Annotated in this window: 14 protein-coding genes; 9 read left to right on the top strand and 5 right to left on the bottom strand. The window is 69.3% G+C overall.

The genetic code is table 11. The features are described 5' to 3' along the window. Nucleotides 1-15 precede the first annotated feature (15 nt). A complete protein-coding gene (locus IE246_RS17645; protein ID WP_189992048.1) occupies nt 16-591 on the top strand; it encodes a TRAP transporter small permease in 576 nt (191 codons plus the stop codon). 15 nt (nt 592-606) lie between these two features. Continuing rightward, complete coding sequence (locus tag IE246_RS17640; protein ID WP_189992046.1) at nt 607-2010, top strand: TRAP transporter large permease; 1404 nt, start codon at nt 607-609, stop codon at nt 2008-2010. A gap of 543 nt (nt 2011-2553) precedes the next feature. On the opposite strand, the gene IE246_RS28255 is transcribed toward IE246_RS17640, so the two are convergent. The 5 genes from IE246_RS28255 to IE246_RS17615 form a co-directional block, all read right to left on the bottom strand. Continuing rightward, nucleotides 2554-2727, bottom strand: a complete 174-nt coding sequence (locus IE246_RS28255) for a sulfotransferase (RefSeq protein WP_189992044.1) — start codon at nt 2725-2727, stop codon at nt 2554-2556. A 41-nt stretch (nt 2728-2768) separates the two neighbouring features. Beyond that, nucleotides 2769-4946 carry a malate synthase G gene (locus IE246_RS17630; RefSeq protein WP_189992043.1) on the bottom strand — a complete coding sequence of 726 codons (2178 nt, stop codon included), beginning with the start codon at nt 4944-4946 and terminating at the stop codon, nt 2769-2771. Nucleotides 4947-5136: 190 nt separating this feature from the next. Continuing rightward, the gene (locus IE246_RS17625; protein WP_189992041.1) at nt 5137-7110 is read right to left on the bottom strand and encodes a glycosyltransferase family 2 protein; all 1974 of its coding nucleotides are present in this window, start codon (nt 7108-7110) and stop codon (nt 5137-5139) included. Further along, nucleotides 7107-8369 (bottom strand): HlyD family secretion protein, encoded by a 1263-nt coding sequence (locus IE246_RS17620; protein WP_189992039.1) that lies wholly within the window; start codon nt 8367-8369, stop codon nt 7107-7109. Before IE246_RS17620 ends, IE246_RS17625 begins: the two co-directional genes overlap by 4 nt. A 73-nt stretch (nt 8370-8442) precedes the next feature. Beyond that, on the bottom strand, nt 8443-9039 hold the full coding sequence (locus tag IE246_RS17615) for a carboxymuconolactone decarboxylase family protein (RefSeq protein WP_189992036.1): 597 nt from the start codon (nt 9037-9039) through the stop codon (nt 8443-8445). 169 nt (nt 9040-9208) lie between these two features. On the opposite strand from IE246_RS17615, the gene IE246_RS17610 reads away from it, so the two are divergent. The 7 genes from IE246_RS17610 to IE246_RS17580 all read left to right on the top strand — a co-directional run bounded on the left by IE246_RS17610 (nt 9209) and on the right by IE246_RS17580 (nt 17705). Beyond that, complete coding sequence (locus IE246_RS17610; protein WP_189992035.1) at nt 9209-10486, top strand: sensor histidine kinase; 1278 nt, start codon at nt 9209-9211, stop codon at nt 10484-10486. 51 nt (nt 10487-10537) lie between these two features. Then, the gene (locus IE246_RS17605) at nt 10538-11431 is read left to right on the top strand and encodes a beta-keto acid cleavage family enzyme (RefSeq protein ID WP_189992032.1); all 894 of its coding nucleotides are present in this window, start codon (nt 10538-10540) and stop codon (nt 11429-11431) included. A gap of 10 nt (nt 11432-11441) precedes the next feature. Next, nucleotides 11442-12437, top strand: coding sequence for a 3-hydroxyacyl-CoA dehydrogenase NAD-binding domain-containing protein (locus IE246_RS17600; protein WP_189992031.1), 996 nt, complete (start codon nt 11442-11444; stop codon nt 12435-12437). Between the two features lie 177 nt (nt 12438-12614). Then, nucleotides 12615-14204 (top strand): ABC transporter substrate-binding protein, encoded by a 1590-nt coding sequence (locus IE246_RS17595; RefSeq protein ID WP_189992028.1) that lies wholly within the window; start codon nt 12615-12617, stop codon nt 14202-14204. A gap of 18 nt (nt 14205-14222) precedes the next feature. Further along, nucleotides 14223-15179, top strand: a complete 957-nt coding sequence (locus IE246_RS17590) for an ABC transporter permease (RefSeq protein WP_189992026.1) — start codon at nt 14223-14225, stop codon at nt 15177-15179. A gap of 4 nt (nt 15180-15183) precedes the next feature. Then, complete coding sequence (locus IE246_RS17585) at nt 15184-16044, top strand: ABC transporter permease (protein ID WP_229837353.1); 861 nt, start codon at nt 15184-15186, stop codon at nt 16042-16044. Further along, nucleotides 16041-17705: an ABC transporter ATP-binding protein gene (locus IE246_RS17580; RefSeq protein WP_189992024.1), complete on the top strand. Its 1665-nt coding sequence runs from the start codon at nt 16041-16043 to the stop codon at nt 17703-17705. Before IE246_RS17585 ends, IE246_RS17580 begins: the two co-directional genes overlap by 4 nt.

The following is a 17705-nucleotide window of genomic DNA, read 5'->3' as shown; positions in this document are numbered from 1 at the left end:
TTGGGGGGATACCGCATGCAGGCCGTCTCCGACTGGGTCGACCGCATCGAGCGCGCCATCCTGGCGTTCCTGCTGGCGACCATGACCATCGTCACCTTCACCCAGGTGATCGCCCGCTACGTCTTCAACTCCGGCTGGGTGGCGGCGCTCGAGCTGACCACGATCTGCTTCGCCTGGCTGGTGCTGTTCGGCTGTTCCTACGGGCTGAAGATCGGCGGCCATCTCGGGGTCGACGCGCTGATCCGGCTGTTCCCGAAGCCGGTGTTCCGGCTGTTCGTGCTGCTCGGCGTGCTGTGCTGCGTCGTCTACGCGACGATCTTCTTCTACGGCTCCTGCGGCAACCCGTTCGTCACCGGCAAGCTGTGCGGCGCCGGCTACGTCGGCAAGATGTACAAGATCGGCCTGCCGACCGAGGACCTGCACTGGCCGCGCTGGGCGGTCTACTCGATCCTGCCGATCGGCATGGCGCTGTTCGCCTTCCGCGCGCTCGAAGCCGGCTGGGCGATCGTCACCGGGCGCCGCGAATCCCTCGCCGCCGGCCATGAAGCCGAGGACCTCGTTCGCGAGAACGAGCGCGTCCTCCAGGACTGAGCGGGGAGACGCGCCATGGAATCCCTCATCCTGTTCGCGATGGTGCTCGGCCTGCTGTTCCTGGGCGTGCCGATCGCCATCTCGCTCGGTCTGGCCAGCCTGACCGTCATCATCTTCTTCTCGAACGACTCGCTCGCCTCGATCGCGCTGAAGTTCTACGAGAGCTCCGAGCACTACACGCTGCTGGCGATCCCGTTCTTCATCCTGGCCTCGGCCTTCATGTCGACCGGCGGGGTGGCGCGGCGGATCATCCGGTTCGCGATCGCCACCGTCGGCTCGTTCCGCGGCGGACTCGCCATGGCCGGCGTGTTCGCCTGCATGCTGTTCGCCGCCCTGTCCGGCTCGTCGCCGGCCACGGTGGTGGCGATCGGCACGATCGCGATCGCCGGCATGCGCCAGGTCGGCTACTCCAAGGAGTTCGCCGCCGGCGTGATCTGCAACGCCGGCACCCTCGGCATCCTGATCCCGCCGTCGATCGTGATGGTGGTCTACGCCGCCGCCACCGACGTGTCGGTCGGGCGGATGTTCCTGGCCGGCGTGTTCCCGGGCCTGGTGGCCGGTCTGATGCTGATGGTCGGCATCTACATCGCCGCCCGGGTGAAGGGACTGCCGGCCCAGCCCTGGGCCGGGTTCGGCGAGATCCGGGCCTCCCTGGCCGACGCCGGCTGGGGGCTGTTCCTGATCGTCATCATCATCGGCGGCATCTACGGGGGCGTGTTCACCCCGACCGAAGCGGCGGCGGTGGCGGCGGTCTACGCCTTCGTGATCGCGCTGTTCGTGTACCGCGACATGGGTCCGCTGCAGGCCGAGCCGTGGCGGCGCGACGGCGAGGGGCTGGGGCTGGCGGCCGGGCGGAACCTCTGGCTGATCGTCACTCGGTTCGTGCCGGCGTGCTTCCACCGCGACACCCAGAAGGTGCTGAACGATTCGGTCAAGACGACCGTCATGCTGATGTTCATCATCGCCAACGCCCTGCTGTTCGCGCACGTGCTGACCACCGAGCGGATCCCGCAGTCGATCACCGACTGGATGCTCGGGGCCGGCTTCAACTGGTGGACCTTCCTGCTGGCGGTCAACCTGCTGCTGCTGCTCGGCGGCCAGTTCATGGAGCCGTCGGGGCTGCTGCTGATCGTGGCGCCGGTGGTGTTCCCGATCGCGGTGCAGCTCGGGGTCGACCCGATCCACCTCGGCATCATCATGGTGGTGAACATGGAGATCGGCATGATCACCCCGCCGATCGGGCTCAACCTGTTCGTGACCTCCGGGATCACCGGCATGAGCCTGGTCCAGGTGGTGCGGGCGGCCGCCCCCTGGGTGATGATCCTGTTCCTGTTCCTGATCCTGGTGACCTACGTGCCGGGCCTCTCGACCTGGCTGCCGACCACCCTGATGGGGCCGGAGATCGTGACGACGCACTGATCGGGCGTCGGTTCTACTGGTGGGTTCCGGAGCCGGGCGCTGCCGCGCCCCCTCCGGAATGACGAATGGCGGGGCAACTGCCTATGCGGGCACCACCCTTCCGCCGTCATCCCGGAGGACCCGCGTGAGCGGGTGGCTCCGGGATCCACGGGGCGTCGGGCGGCCGGCGGTTAGTGGTGGCGGCCTCGCATGTAGTGGCGCTCGGGCCGGTAGCCGGCGTGACGCAGCAGCGACCGGAACTGGTGGCTCAGGCGTCGCAGCAGGGCGCTCAGGGACTCTTGGCCAAGTACTTCGTTGATCCGTGCCATCTTCAATTCCTCGAACCTCGTCGAGTCCGCCCTCGCCCATGCAAATGGTGCGCCGGAATTCTTAATGAACGGAAAACGCGGCAGGAATTCGTCGAGATTCTCGTGCCGTCAGCGCAAGAATGTCAGTTCGGCCGTAATTGCCGTATCGGATGCCGGAGGAGCGGGGACGGTCCGCGGGCGCCGCGGTTCCTGTCCCGGAAGCCGTCGGTCGAGTTGATGCGGCGGAACGCCGCCTTCACCGCTGCGACGTACCGGTCGACAGCCTCGCCGACGGCGGCCGCCTCCCGGTGCTCGAGTTGGCCCGGCTTCCCCGCACCTCCGACATGTGGTGGCACGGGCCGAAGCCGAGCTGCTCGAGGGCCAGCTTGAGGGAGGCCGTGCCGGTGCGGCCGTAGCCGGCGCCGACCACCGACAGGGCCGTGGGCGCGGCTCCCTCTCGCCGGTCGGCGATCAGCCGCCGAACTTCGCCTTGGCCTCGATGCGGCGGCGGTGCAGCACCGGCTCGGTGTAGCCGCTCGGCTGCTCGCGACCCTTGAACACCAGGTCGCAGGCCGCCTGGAAGGCCACGCTGCCGTCGAAGTCCGCAGCCATCGGCCGGTAGGCCGGGTCGCCGGCGTTCTGCTTGTCGACCACCGCGGCCATCCGCTTCATGGTCTCCATCACCTGGGCCTCGCTGCACACGCCGTGGTGCAGCCAGTTGGCGATGTGCTGGCTGGAGATCCGCAGGGTGGCGCGGTCCTCCATCAGGCCGACGTCGTTGATGTCCGGCACCTTCGAGCAGCCGACGCCCTGGTCGACCCAGCGCACCACGTAGCCGAGGATGCCCTGGGCGTTGTTGTCGAGCTCGGCCTGGATGTCGGCCGGGCTCCAGTTCGGGCGCTCGGCCACCGGGATCGTCAGGATGTCGTCCAGCCTGGCGCGGCCGCGGCTGCGCAGCTCCTGCTGGCGGGCCGCCACGTCGACCTCGTGGTAGTGGGTGGCGTGCAGGGTGGCGGCGGTCGGCGACGGCACCCAGGCGGTGTTGGCGCCGGCCTTCGGGTGGCCGATCTTCTGCTCCAGCATGGCGGCCATCAGGTCCGGCATGGCCCACATGCCCTTGCCGATCTGCGCCTTGCCGGTCAGCCCGCACTCCAGGCCGATGTCGACGTTCCAGGCCTCGTAGGCGTGGATCCAGGCCGACGCCTTCATGTCGGCCTTGCGGATCATCGGGCCGGCCTCCATCGAGGTGTGCATCTCGTCGCCGGTGCGGTCCAGGAAGCCGGTGTTGATGAACACCACCCGGGCCTTGGCCGCGCGAATGCACTCCTTGAGGTTGACGGTGGTCCGCCGCTCCTCGTCCATGATGCCCATCTTCAGGGTGTTGCGGGCGACCCCGATGGCGTCCTCGACCCGGGCGAACAGCTCGTCGGCGAACGCGACCTCCTTGGGCCCGTGCATCTTCGGCTTCACGATGTAGACCGAGCCGGCGCGCGAGTTGCGCAGCGTGCCGTTGCCGAGCAGGTCGTGCTTGGCGATCACCGAGGTGAACAGCGCGTCGAGGATGCCCTCGGGCACCTCGTTGCCGTCCCTGTCCAGCACCGCGTCGATGGTCATCAGGTGACCGACGTTGCGGACCAGCATCAGCGAGCGGCCGTGCAGGCTGAGGGTCGAGCCGTCCGGCGCGGTGTAGGTGCGGTCCGGGTTCAGCTTGCGCTCGACGGTCCGGCCGCCCTTCTGGAAGGTCTCGGTCAGGTCGCCCTTCATCAGGCCGAGCCAGTTCCGGTAGACCAGCACCTTGTCGTCGGCGTCGACCGCGGCGACCGAGTCCTCGCAGTCCATGATGGTGGTGAGGGCCGACTCCAGGACCAGGTCGGCGACTCCGGCCGGGTCGGTCTTGCCGATCGGGTGGCTGCGATCGACGACGATCTCGGCGTGCAGGCCGTGGTTCTTCAGCAGCACGGCGGTCGGCGCATCCGCCGGGCCGTTGTAGCCGACGAAGCGCTCCGGGTTCGCCAGGCCGGTGACGGTGCCGTCCTTCAGGGCGACCGCGAGCTTGCCGTCCTTGACCGCATAGCCGGTGCTGTCGGCGTGGCTGCCGGTCGCCAGCGGGGCGGCCTTGTCCAGGAAGTCGCGGGCCCAGGCGATGACCTTGGCGCCGCGGGTCGGGTTGTAGCCGCCGCTGCGCTCGGCGCAGCCGTCCTCGGAGATCGCGTCGGTGCCGTACAGCGCGTCGTACAGGCTGCCCCAGCGGGAATTCGCGGCGTTCAGCGCGTAGCGCGCGTTCATCACCGGCACCACCAGCTGCGGCCCGGCGAGATTGGCGATCTCGACGTCGACGTTCTCGGTGGTGACCTGGAAGGCCGGCCCTTCCTCGACCAGGTAGCCGATCTCCTTCAGGAACGCCTTGTAGGCGTCCAGGTCGAGGAGCGCGCCCTTGCGCGCCTGGTGCCAGGCGTCGATCTTCGCCTGCAGGGCGTCGCGCTCGGCGAGCAGGGCGGCGTTCTTCGGGGCAAGGTCATGGACGATGGCGTCGGCGGCGGCCCAGAAGGCCTCCGGCGATACCCCAGTGCCGGGCAGGGCCTCGGCTTTGGCGAAGTCGTAAAGCGGCTTCGCGATCTTCAGACCACCAACCTCAACCCGTTCCACCATGCTGATCGCTCCTCAGGTTCTGCCGGTTCCGGCGTGCCGCTATGAAACAGAACGGCGGGGTCGCATCAAGCAGATCCGTGCACGAATCGGCGATTGAATTCGTTCCAGATGGGAAACGTGGATCGGGTTTTCCTGCTCGTGCGGCAGGAACCGGCTGACCCGCTTCGGATTTCCCGGCGCAGGGCGCGTCCTATTGCTGGGACGGTCCCGAACCGAACAGGCGGTTGGCGACGGCCGCCAGGACCTCCCGGATCGGGACCACGCGGGCGGCGTTGTCGATGCCGCCGGTGTAGAGGACGCGGATCAGGGCGTCGCGCTCCGCATCGCCGGTGTCCGCCGCGAACGCCAGCCCGACCTCCTCGCGGCCGACACGCAGCACCTTGGCGTGAATCGTCCCGATCGCGGGCACGGCGAGGCAGGCGTGACTGCCCCGGTGCAACGGCACCCCGGTCGGCCTGGTGATCGTGGCCCCGCCGAGCGACAGGTCGACGATCCGGATCGGCGTCTCGGTCTCGGTGCCGATCAGGCGGCCCCCGATGTCGACCGGGAAGCGCTCCTGCTGGCGCTCGACCACGTTCTCGACGCAGATCAGCGCCGCCAGCGCCAGGATCACGGCGTTGACCCCGGCCCAGAGGGTGGCGATCGTGAACAGGCTTTCGTCCGAGACGATGCGGCTCCAGGGCGACAGGTTCAGGAGCATGCCGCCGACGGTCAGGGCGAACAGCCCCATCACCGGAATGAAGCCGGACCAGTCGATGTTGCCGCGGGCGGCGCCCGATCCTTTCGGCGTCACCCGGAACGGCCGGCCGAACGGCCGGACCAGCGACGAGGCCACGGTCGGCAGCAGCTTCAGGGAGATCAGCGTTCCGGGGGCTTCCTGCAGCAGCGGGATCGCCGACCGCCCGAACGCCCACAGGGTCGCCGCCCAGTTGAACACCAGTACCGGAAGCTGCCAGTAGAACAGCTCGCCCGAGCGGGCGCCGTACAGCGGGTCGAGGTCGAGCCAGAAGTACAGGATCGGCACCATCAGCACGATCAGCCGGGCCGGCAGGTGGAACACCCAGTAGATCGGGAACAGCAGGATCCGCTTCGACGGCTCCAGTCCCGGACCGAGCGGTCCGTCCCTCAGATAGAGGGTCTGGATACCGCCCTGGCACCAGCGCGAGCGCTGCACGAAGAACGCCTCCAGGCTCTCCGCGGCCAGGCCGATCGACAGCCGTTCGCTCAGGTACCGGGTGATGTAGCCGTGCCGGTGCATCGACAGCGTGGTCAGGATGTCCTCGGTGATCGAGGCGGTCGGCATGCCGCCGATGGCGTCGAGGGCGCGGCGGCGCATCACCGCGCAGGAACCGCAGCAGAACATGGCGTCCCAGGCGTCGAGCGCGGGGGCGAGCTTGTCGAAGAACTGCCGCTGCTCGTCCGGCCAGATGTCGAACAGCCACAGGTTCCGCTGGACCGGGTCGCGGTTGAAGAAGTGCTGCGGGGTCTGGAGGATGCCGATCTTCGGGTCGTCGAAGAATCCGACCGTTCGGCGCAGGAAGTCCTCGCGCGGCACGAAGTCGGCGTCGAACACTGTGATCAGGTCGCCGTCGGTGCGGGCGAGGGCGGCGTTGATGTTGCCGGCCTTGGCGTGCGCGTTGTCGCCGCGCCGCAGGTAGCCGGCACCCTTCGACCGGCAGAATTCCTCGAGCCAGTCGCGGCGCCCGTCGTCGAGCACCCAGACCTTGAAGTTGGGGTAGTCCATGCCGAGCGACCCGACGATCGCCCGTTCCAGCACGTCCAGCGGCTCGTTGTAGGTCGGGATGTACACGTCGACCGACGGCCAGGTCTCGCGCGGGCGCGCTTGCAGGGCCGCCTGGTAGGCGTCGGCCTCGGCCGACCGGTCGACCACGCGAAGCTGGACGACCAGCAGCTTGATCATGTCGAGCACGAAGATGCACTCGATCGCGAACAGCAGCCAGATCCAGAACCCGCCGCCGGTCAGCGGCGACACCGGCAGCACGGTCTCGGTCAGCCGCCACGGCAGGTAGCGGGCGACGACGACGAGGAAGGCGACCAGCACCACCGCCCGCGCCCAGGGACGGGTCCGCGGCAGCATCGGCCCGAGGAGGAGCCACAGGCCGGCAGTCAGCACCGCCGGCGCGAAGCTCTCCAGCAGGGTCACTTCACCGGCTCGGCGGACTTGGCCTCACGGCCGAGCAGCCCGCCCAACCAGGCCTGCAGCCCGTCGGGGAAGATGACCTGGGCCCGCCGTCCGACCCCGCATGCCGCACCGGGCCGCACCCCCAGGCTGGACGCCCCGAGCTCGACCGTCACGAGGACCTCGTCCCGGTCGAGCGACGGCGGCCGGGCCGCCATGTTCTCCTCGGGGACGACGGCCAGCATCCCGCGGATCTCGCGGACCGTGGCCGGAATCCGCTCACGCGTGCCCTGCAGCCGCACCTCGACCGCGGTTTCCGGACGGATCCGCCCGGCCATCTTCTCGGGCACCGCGATCTGGATGGTCAGCACCGAGCAGTCCAGGATCTCGGCCAGCCTGGTGCCGCGCTCGACGACGTCGCCGGCCTTCACCAGCCGCCGCCAGACGAAGCCGTTCAGGGGGATGAAGACGTCGGCATCCGTGCGCTTCTGCGCCCGCTGCTTCTCGAGCTCGTACTGCCGGTCGAGCGCGGCGAGCCGGGCCTGCGCGACCGCCACTTCCTGGGTGAGCCGGGCGACGATGATCAGGACCTCGTCGAGCCGCTGCCGCGAGTAGGGAACGTCGTTGCGGCTCTCGCCGAGGAAGACGCCCTGTCGGGCCGCGGCCGCCTCGGCTTCCAGGCGGGCGGCGTCGGCGCGGGCGCGCTCGATCTCCTGGGCCGCCTGCTGTTCCTGCGAGACCGCCGCCTCGAGCCTGGCCAGCGGCGCGTATCCCTTGCTGACCAGCTCGCGGACCCGATTGGTGTTGGCGACGCGTTCCTCGCGGGACGCCTGCCAGAGCTTCACGCGGGCGGTCGCCTCCGAAAGCTCGTGCCGGATCCGCTCGATGGCGCGTTCCTGATAGGCCGCGACCTCCCGCTCGAGGCGATCCTGAAGCGACTGCAGCACGTCCAGCTGCTGCTGCTGGGCGACCAGCGTCGCCTGCGACGCGGCCCGGTCGGTGTCGAGCTGGGCCAGCAGCGGGCCGGCCTCGGGGCTGCCCCCGATCTGGGTGAGCAGCTGGTGGTCCAGCACCGCCTCCCCGTTGCCCGGCAGGTCCACCAGCACGTGACCGGCGATCGGGCTGGTGATCGGCACGATCCGGGCGTTCACGGTCCCGTCCGACCTGATGTCGGACTCCAACTGCGGATACAGCAACCAGCCGGCGACGCCGATCAGGAAGACGGCGACGGCGATCCGGACGATTTGCCCCCCGGGAAGATGCCAGCGTAGCCAGTCGGGCATGTCGATGTCACATCGCGCTCAAGACCCTGCTCGGCAAAGCATATCGCGCCGGCGACGGCGCGGGCCACCTGTGTCAATCCGCAGCATCGGCGTGGTGCGGCAGGCTCGCCTCGGTGAAGCCGCGCGACAGCATGTCCTCGATCACGCCGTCCTCCATCTCGATCTGCAGCGCGTCGTTGAATCGGTTGAAGAAGCCGCACAGCGCGGTGCGCAGGGTCAGCTCGACGATCTGTTCCTCGCTGAAGTGCCGGCGCAGCTCGCCGAACATCCCGTCGCGGATGCGCTGCGGGTTCTCCGTCACCTGGACCGCGTAGTCCCGCACCAGGTGGTCGACGGCGTCGAAGCCGGGGACGGTCTCGTCGAGGATCCGGTCGACCGATTCCGGGGCGACCCCGAGGTCCACCAGCCGCGGCGCATGGTGGCCGACGCAGTAGGTGCATTCCATCAGCTTGGAGGCCACCACCAGGGCGATCTCCAGATACCGCTTCGGCAGCACCGCCTCGTCGGCGAAGTCCAGGAGCATGCCCATGAGGTGCTTGAGGGCCGGCGGCCGGTGGGCGAACACCTTGACCTGGTTCAGGAACGGCCCGTAGTCGGTGGCGAAGCGCTGGTACACCGGCCGGACGTCGGCCGGTACCTCGTCGATGGGGATGTCGCGGACGCGGGCCATGGTCGGCTCCTTCGAATGACCGGGGGCGGGATGGTAGCGCAGCCCCGGGTCCGCGGCGTGCCGATTTCCGCAAGACACCGGCCGTGCCGCGTGCATCGATCGCCGGATCGATATACATGCTAGCCTATGTGCACACGAAAAGCGTGCGCCAGCCGAAGGGAGAATACCCATGGCGGTGATCGACCAGATGCTTTTCGCCGAGGGATTCACGCCGCACGGCGTGTGCCTGCTCTGGGATCCCGGCCTGATCTGGCTGCACGTGGCCGCCGACGGCGCCATCGGGCTGGCGTACCTGGCAATCCCGGCGGCCCTGGCGATCGTCGGGCGGCGCCGGCCGGACCTCAACCCGCACGGGGTGCTCTACTGGTTCGCCGCCTTCATCATCCTGTGTGCGGTCACCCATCTGCTCGGCATCGTGACGCTCTGGGTGCCCTGGTACCTGCTGTCGGGCGTGGTCAAGATCCTGTGCGCGGTGGTATCGGTCGTCACGGCGGCCCTGGTCTGGCGGATCCTGGGATTCGTGCTGAGCGCCCCGAGCCATGCCGAGATGCAGGCGGCGAACGCCGAGCTCCGGCGCCTGAACGAGGCGCTGGAGGACCGCGTCGGCGACCGCACCCGGGAGCTGTCCGCGGCCAACGAACGCCTCGTCGTCGCGGTTCACGAGGCCCGCGAGGCGGATCGCACCAAGGCCGACTTCCTGGCGCGGATGAGCCATGAGCTGCGTACGCCGCTGAACGCCATCATCGGGTTCTGCGAGATGCTGACGGCCGGGATCGGCGGGCCGCTCGAAGGCCGGCAGCGCGAGTACTGCGGCAACATCCACGCCGCGGCGATCCAATTGCTTGACCAGATCAACGACATCCTGGACCTGGAGCGGTTCGGCCGTGGCGCCGATGCGCCGACGCCGGGCCGCCTGGATCTCGCGGAACTCTGCCGGGAGGCGGCCGGCCGCCTCCGCGCGGCGGCCGACGAGGCCGGAATCTCGGTGAGCCTGGACGTTCCCGCCGGGCTCGTCGCCTGGGCCGACGGGCGGGCCCTGCTGACCGTCCTGGTCAACCTGGTCTCCAACGCCGTCAAGTACTCGCCGCGTGGCGGCGACGTCCAGATCCGGTGCGAAGCCGCCGGCGACGGCGTTGCGATCCGCGTCGCCGATCACGGCTACGGCGTCGACGCGGCGCGGGCGGCCAGGGTGTTCGAGCCGTTCTACCGGGCGCACGAGCGCGAGCTGCCGGCGGTCGGCGGATCCGGTCTCGGCCTGCCGCTCGCCAAGATGCTGGTCGAGGCCCATGGCGGCCGCCTGCAGTTCGACACCCGGGTTAACCGGGGCACCACGGTCACGGTCTGGCTGCCGGGGGAGAACGGGGCCCGCGTCGGTCCGCTCGCCGGGGTCGCCGACCGGTCAGAGACCGGCGGATTTGCGACCGGCCCGATCCTGTCGCAGCCTTAAGCTGCACACGAGGCGCCCGCAGGCGGCGCTTCCGATCGGGGGGATCGAACCATGAACTTCGAACCGTTCGTCACCTGCGCGGTCACCGGGGCCGGCGACACCGCGGGCAAGCACCCGGACCTGCCGGTGACGCCGGTGCAGATCGCCGCGGCGGCGGTCGAGGCGGCGCGGGCCGGCGCCGCGGTCGCCCACATCCACGTGCGGGCGCCGGAGACCGGACGGGGCAGCCGGCGCGTCGAACTGTACCGCGAGGTCGTCGAGCGGGTCCGCGACTCCGGGGTCGACGTGGTCCTGAACCTGACGGCCGGCATGGGCGGGGACCTGGGGTTCGGGCCGGGCGAGACGCCGCTGGAGCTGGACGTGGAGGCTACCGACATGGTCGGGCCGATGGCGCGGCTGGATCATATCGAGGCGCTGCGGCCGGAGATCTGCACCCTCGACTGCGGCTCGATGAACTTCGGCGACGGCAACTTCGTCGTGGTCAACACGCCGGAGATGCTGCGGGCCAAGGCGCGCCGGATCATGGAACTCGGGGTCAAGCCCGAACTCGAGGTGTTCGACACCGGGCACCTGTGGTTCGTCGAGCAGCTGGTCGCGGAAGGCCTGATCGCCGGCACGCCGCTGATCCAGCTCTGCACCGGCATCCCCTATGGCGCACCGTCCGACCTCGGCACCCTGCTGGCGATGGTGAACCGGCTGCCGGCCGGCTCGGTGTGGAGCTCGTTCGCGATCAGCCGGATGCAGTTGCCGTGGGTGGCGGCGGCGGCGCTCGCCGGCGGCAACATCCGGGTCGGGCTGGAGGACAACCTCTACCTGGAGCGCGGCGTGTTCGCCTCGAACGGCGCGCTGGTCGAGCGCGCTCTGGAGATCCTCGTGCGGATGGGGGCGAGCCCGCTCGGTCCCGCCGAGGTACGGGCCCGGCTCGGCCTCCGCGCGCCGTCCTGAGGACACCGCGATGCGCCGCGACATCCGACGGGTCGCCCTGCTCGGGGCCGGGGTCATCGGCGCCGGCTGGGCGGCCAGGCTGGTCGAGAGCGGGATCGACGTGGTGGTCGCCGACCCGGATCCCGAGGTCCACCGCAAGACCGGGGCGGTGCTGCAGAATGCCGAGCGGGCGCTGCGCGCCCTGTTCCCCGAACCGCCGGCGCGGCGCGGCTCGGTCGACTACGCGGCGAGCGTCGAGGCGGCGGTCGACGGTGCCGACTTCGTGCAGGAGAGCGCCCCCGAGCGCGAGGACCTCAAGCGCGCCCTGCTGGCCCGCGCCGACGCGGTGGCGCCGGCCGACGTGATCCTGGCGACCAGCACTTCCGGGCTGCTGCCGAGCCGGCTGCAGGCCGACTGCCGGCACCCCGGCAGGGTGGTGGTCGGGCATCCGTTCAACCCGGTCTACCTGCTGCCGCTGGTCGAGGTCTGCGGCGGTGCGGCGACCGCGCCGGAGACGGTGCCGGCGGCGTCGGCGTTCTACGCCTCGATCGGCATGCATCCGCTGCACGTCCGCACCGAGATCGACGGCTTCGTCGCCGATCGGTTGCTGGAGGCCCTGTGGCGCGAGGCCCTGCACCTGGTCAACGACGGGGTCGCGACCACCGACGAGATCGACCGCGCGATCTGCCACGGCGCCGGCCTGCGCTGGGCCTTCATGGGAACGTTCGGGATCTACCGGCTGGCCGGCGGCGAGGCCGGCATGCGGCACTTCATGGCGCAGTTCGGCCCGGCCCTGAAGCTGCCGTGGACCAGGCTCGAGGCCCCCGAACTGACCGAGGCGCTGGTCGACCGGGTTTCGGAGCAGGCCGAGGCGCAGGCCGCCGGCCGGTCGGTGCGCGACATGGAGCGCAGCCGCGACGACGCGCTGGTGGCGATTCTGCGGGCGCTCGAAGCGCAGGGCATCGGGGCCGGGGCCGACCTCGCCCGGTGGCGGCAAGGCCGTGAAATCATGTCGAAATTCGACTGATATATGTCGAGCGGGCGACCGGCCGGTTGAACCTTCCGGTCAAGGTGCTACGATTTAGAACCAACTATCGAAAAAGAGACAGACGGCGGCGGTCGTTGGCGCTGACCGGCTCTTACATCATTTGGTTGATCGAGCCGGGATTTCCCAAAACCGTCCGCTGCAACAGGAGACTCGGGGATGACGACAAGCGACGATCTTGCGCGACTGGTGGGGATGGGGCGGATCGGCCGGCGGGACCTGATCAAGGGGGCCGCGGCAGTCGGCGCGATGGGCGCCGTCGAGCGTGTGCTCGGCCGGCCGGCCGGCGCCGCGATGCCGAAGAAGGGCGGGCACTTCAAGATGGGGATCGGCCACGGCTCGACCACCGACTCCCTCAGCCCGGTGACCTGGGAGAACGGCTACACCCTGCTGCTGTGTTTCGCGTTCGCCAACTACCTCACCGAGATCGACAGTTCCGGCAAGCTGGTCGGCGAACTCGCCGAGAGCTGGGACGCCTCGCCCGACGCCAAGGTCTGGACCTTCAAGCTCCGCAAGGGGGTCGAGTTCCACAACGGCAAGACCATGACGGCGCAGGACGTGATCGACTCGATCAACTCCCTGCACCGCGGCGAGGACAGCAAGTCGCCGGCCAAGCCGCTGTTGTCGGCGGTCACCGGCATCAAGGCCGACGGCGACAACGTGGTGTTCACGCTCGAGAAGGGCAGCGCCGACTTCCCGTACCTGATGAGCGACTACCACATGCCGATCCTGCCCTCGAACGGCGACGGCACGGTGATGGCGGACGCCGGCATCGGCACCGGCGGCTACAAGGTGAAGCACTTCGAGCCGGGGGTGCGCGCCGAGCTGGAGCGCAATCCGAACTACTGGAAGGAAGGCAAGGCGCACTTCGACAGCGCCGAGCTGCTGTCGATCATCGACGTCGCGGCCCGCACCAACGCGCTGACCACCGGCGAAATCCACGCCATGGACCGCTGCGACCTGAAGACCGTTCACCTGCTGAAGCGGGACCGCAACGTGGTGGTGACCGAGGTCACCGGGACCCGGCACTACACCTTCCCGATGGACACCCGGGCGGCGCCGTTCGACAACAACGACGTGCGGCTGGCGCTGAAGTACGCGATCGACCGCGACGAGATCGTCCAGAAGATCCTGCGCGGCTACGGCAAGGTCGGCAACGACACGCCGATCGCACCGGCGACCAGCTTCTACGCCGAGCTCGAGCAGCGCACGTACGACCCGGACAAGGCGAAGTTCCACCTCAAGAAGGCGGGCGCCGAGGGCCTGACCGTCGACCTGTCGGCGGCCGACGCGGCGTTCCCGGGCGCGGTCGACGCGGCCGTGCTGTACAAGGAGCACGCCGCCAAGGCCGGCATCACCATCAACGTGATCCGCGAGCCGAACGACGGCTACTGGTCGAACGTCTGGATGAAGAAGCCGTGGAGCGCCTGCTACTGGGGCGGCCGGCCGACCGCCGACTGGATGTTCTCGACCGCCTACGAGGCCGGCGTGGCCTGGAACGACACGTTCTGGGACCACAAGAAGTTCAACCAGATCCTGGTTGAGGCCCGGGTCGAGCTCGACGAGGCCAAGCGGGCGGCCATGTACAGGGAAATGCAGACGATCGTGCGCGACGAGGGCGGCGTGGTCGTCCCGATGTTCGCCAACTACGTCGGGGCGCATTCCACGGCGCTGGCGAACGAGGGCACGGTCGCCGGCAACTGGGACAGCGACGGCTCCAAGATCGTCGAGCGCTGGTGGTTCGCGTAACCGGCGCCTGAGCATCCGATGGATGCCGTTCTGAAGATGGTGGCCCAGCGCCTGGCGCTGGGCCTCCTGACCCTGTTCGTGGTGTCGCTGATCATCTTCGCCTCGGTGGAGATGCTTCCCGGCGACGTCGCCGAGGAGATCCTCGGCCAGTCCGCCACGCCGGAGACCGTGGCGGCGCTGCGCCGCGATCTCGGCCTCGACCGGCCGGCGCATATCCGCTACTTCGAGTGGCTGGGCGACATGGCGCAGGGCGATTTCGGCCGGTCGCTGGCGAACAAGCGCGAGATCACCGAGCTGCTGGGCACCCGGCTGTGGAACACGCTGTTCCTGGCTGGCTATGCCGCGGTGATCGCGGTGCCGCTGTCGCTGGCGCTCGGGATCCTGGCGGCGCTGTACCGCAACTCGCTGTACGACCGGCTCGTCAACTCGGCCACGCTGACCTCGATCTCGTTTCCGGAGTTCTTCGTCGCCTACATCATGATCGCGATCTTCGCGGTGTCGTGGCGCTGGTTCCCGGCGATCGTGAACGTGACCGCGGAAACGCCGCTGGACGAGCGCCTGTACAAGGCGTTCCTGCCGGCGATCGTGCTCACCATGGTGATCACCGCCCACATGATGCGGATGACCCGGGCGGCGATCATCAACCTGATGGCCAGCCCCTACATCGAGATGGCACGCCTGAAGGGGCTGACCCGAAGGCGCATCATCCTGCACCATGCCCTGCCGAACGCGCTGGCGCCGATCATCAACGTGATCGCCCTGAACCTCGCCTATCTGGTGGTCGGCGTGGTGGTGGTCGAGGTGGTGTTCGTCTACCCCGGGCTCGGCCAGCTGATCATCGACTCCGTGACCAAGCGCGACATCCCGGTGGTCCAGGCCTGCTCGCTGATCTTCGCGCTGACCTACATCCTGCTGAACCTGCTCGCCGACATCCTGTCGATCCTGAGCAACCCCCGCCTCCTGCACCCCCGGTGACGCGATGGCCGTGACGAGCGACACCCCCCGTAGGTCCCCGGCGAGAGCCGTCAAGCTGCTCCGCGAGAGCCCGTGGAGCGCCCGGTTCGGGATGGCGGTGATCCTGGTCTACGTGGTGGCCGCCCTGTTCGCGCCGGCAATCGCGCCGTATGGCGAGACCGAGATCGTCGGGGCCGAGTACGAGGTCTGGAGCGAGCAGTTCCCGATCGGCACCGACAACCTCGGCCGCGACATGCTGAGCCGGGTGATCTACGGCGCCCGCAATACCGTCGGAATCGCGTTCCTGACGACCCTGCTGGCGTTCCTGATCGGCTCGATCGCCGGATTGCTGGCGGCGACCCTGCGCGGCTGGGTCGACCAGTTGCTCGGGCGCACGGTCGACGTGTTGATGGCGATCCCGTCGCTGATCTTCGCGCTGCTGATCCTGACCATCGTCGGCACCAGCGTGATCAACATGATCGTGGTGATCGCGGTCCTGGATTCCACCCGGGTGTTCCGCCTGACCCGGGCGGTCTCGATGAACGTGGTGGTGATGGACTTCGTGGAGTCGGCCCGGCTGCGCGGCGAGGGGCTGTGGTGGATCATGCGGCAGGAGATCCTGCCGAACATCGCGGCACCCCTGGTCGCCGAGTTCGGCCTCAGGTTCTGCTTCGTGTTCCTGACGATCAGCGCGCTCAGCTTCCTCGGCCTCGGCATCCAGCCGCCGACCGCCGACTGGGGCAGCATGGTGCGCGACAACGCCACCCTGATCTCCTACGGCGACATCACGCCGATGATCCCGGCCGCGGCGATCGCCCTGCTGACCGTCGGCGTCAACTTCGTGGTCGACTGGTTCCTGCACAAGACGAGCGGGCTGAAGGAATGACGGACGCGAACGGCGACGACCTGCTGCTGCGTATCCGCGGCCTCAAGATCGAGGGCCGCACCGAGGAGGGCTGGAACGAGATCGTCCACGGCGTCGATCTCGACCTTCGGCGCGGCGAGGTGCTGGGGCTGATCGGCGAGTCCGGGGCCGGCAAGTCGACCATCGGCCTCGCCGCCATGGGCTTCGCGCGCGACGGCTGCCGGCTGTCCGCCGGCACCATCGAGTTCGACGGCCGCGAGTTGCGCTCGGCCCCGGAGAGCGCCCGGCGCAAGCTGCGCGGCAACCGCATTTCCTACGTGGCGCAGAGTGCGGCCGCCGCCTTCAACCCGGCACACCGGCTGATGGACCAGTACTGCGAAGGTCCGGTGGTGCATGGCGTGATGGGCCGGGCCGAGGCCGAGCGCGACGCCATCGACCTGTTCGAGCGCATCCACCTGCCCGATCCCGAGGCCATCGGCTTCCGCTACCCGCACCAGGTGTCGGGCGGGCAGCTGCAGCGGGCGATGACGGCCATGGCGATGTCGTGCCGGCCCGATCTGATCGTGTTCGACGAGCCGACGACCGCGCTCGACGTCACCACCCAGATCGAGGTCCTGGCGGCGATCCGCGACGCCGTCGAGCAGTTCGGCACCGCCGCCATCTACATCACCCACGACCTGGCGGTGGTCGCGCAGATGGCCGACCGGATCATGGTGCTGCGCCACGGCCTGCTGGTCGAGGAGGGCGATACCCGGCAGCTGTTGTCCGACCCGCAGATGGAGTACACCCGCGACCTCTTGGAGATCCGGCGCTTCCGGGTCGAGGAGCGGCCGCGGCCGGCCGACGAGACGCCGGTCCTCGAGATGCGCGGGGTGACCGCCGGCTACGGGGCGTCGACCGTCCTGCACGACGTGTCGTTGCAGATCCATCGCAAGCGGACGGTGGCGGTGGTCGGCGAGTCCGGGTCCGGCAAGTCGACGGCGGCGCGGGTGATCACCGGGCTGCTGCCGCCGACCGCCGGCGAGGTGCTGTACGACGGCGAGCCGCTGCCCGCCCGCTTCGACCGGCGCAGCACCGACCAGCTGCGCAAGCTGCAGATGATCTACCAGATGCCGGACACCGCCCTGAACCCCAAGCAGCGGGTGGAGATGGTGATCGGCCGCCCGCTGCAGTTCTATCTCGGGCTGAGCGGGTCCAAGCTGCGTGAGCGGGTGCGGGCGCTGCTGGACATGATCGAACTTGAGCCCGACACCTTCATCGACCGGCTGCCAGGTGAGCTGTCGGGCGGCCAGAAGCAGCGGATCTGCATCGCCCGGGCGCTGGCCGCCGAGCCCGAGGTGATCCTATGCGACGAGGTCACCTCGGCGCTCGACCCGCTGGTCGCCGAGGGCATCCTGAAGCTGCTCGACCGGCTGCAGACCGAGTTCTCGCTCAGCTACATGTTCATCACCCACGACCTCGCCACCGTGCGGGCGATCGCCGACGAGGTGGTGGTGATGTTCCAGGGCAAGGTGGTGGAGAGCGGGCCGAAATCGGAGATGTTCACCCCGCCGCATCACGACTACACCGACCTGCTGCTGTCGTCGGTGCCGGAGATGGACCCGGACTGGCTCGACCGCCTGCTGGCCGAGCGCGCCGAGCTGGCGAAGCAGGGCCGGGTGCTGAAGGCGGCCGACAACTGA

This window comes from Thalassobaculum fulvum (genome assembly GCF_014652915.1).
GTDB classification, from domain to species: domain Bacteria; phylum Pseudomonadota; class Alphaproteobacteria; order Thalassobaculales; family Thalassobaculaceae; genus Thalassobaculum_A; species Thalassobaculum_A fulvum.
The sequence above is the reverse complement of the archived record's forward strand: the minus strand, read 5'-3'. Positions and strand labels throughout refer to the sequence as shown.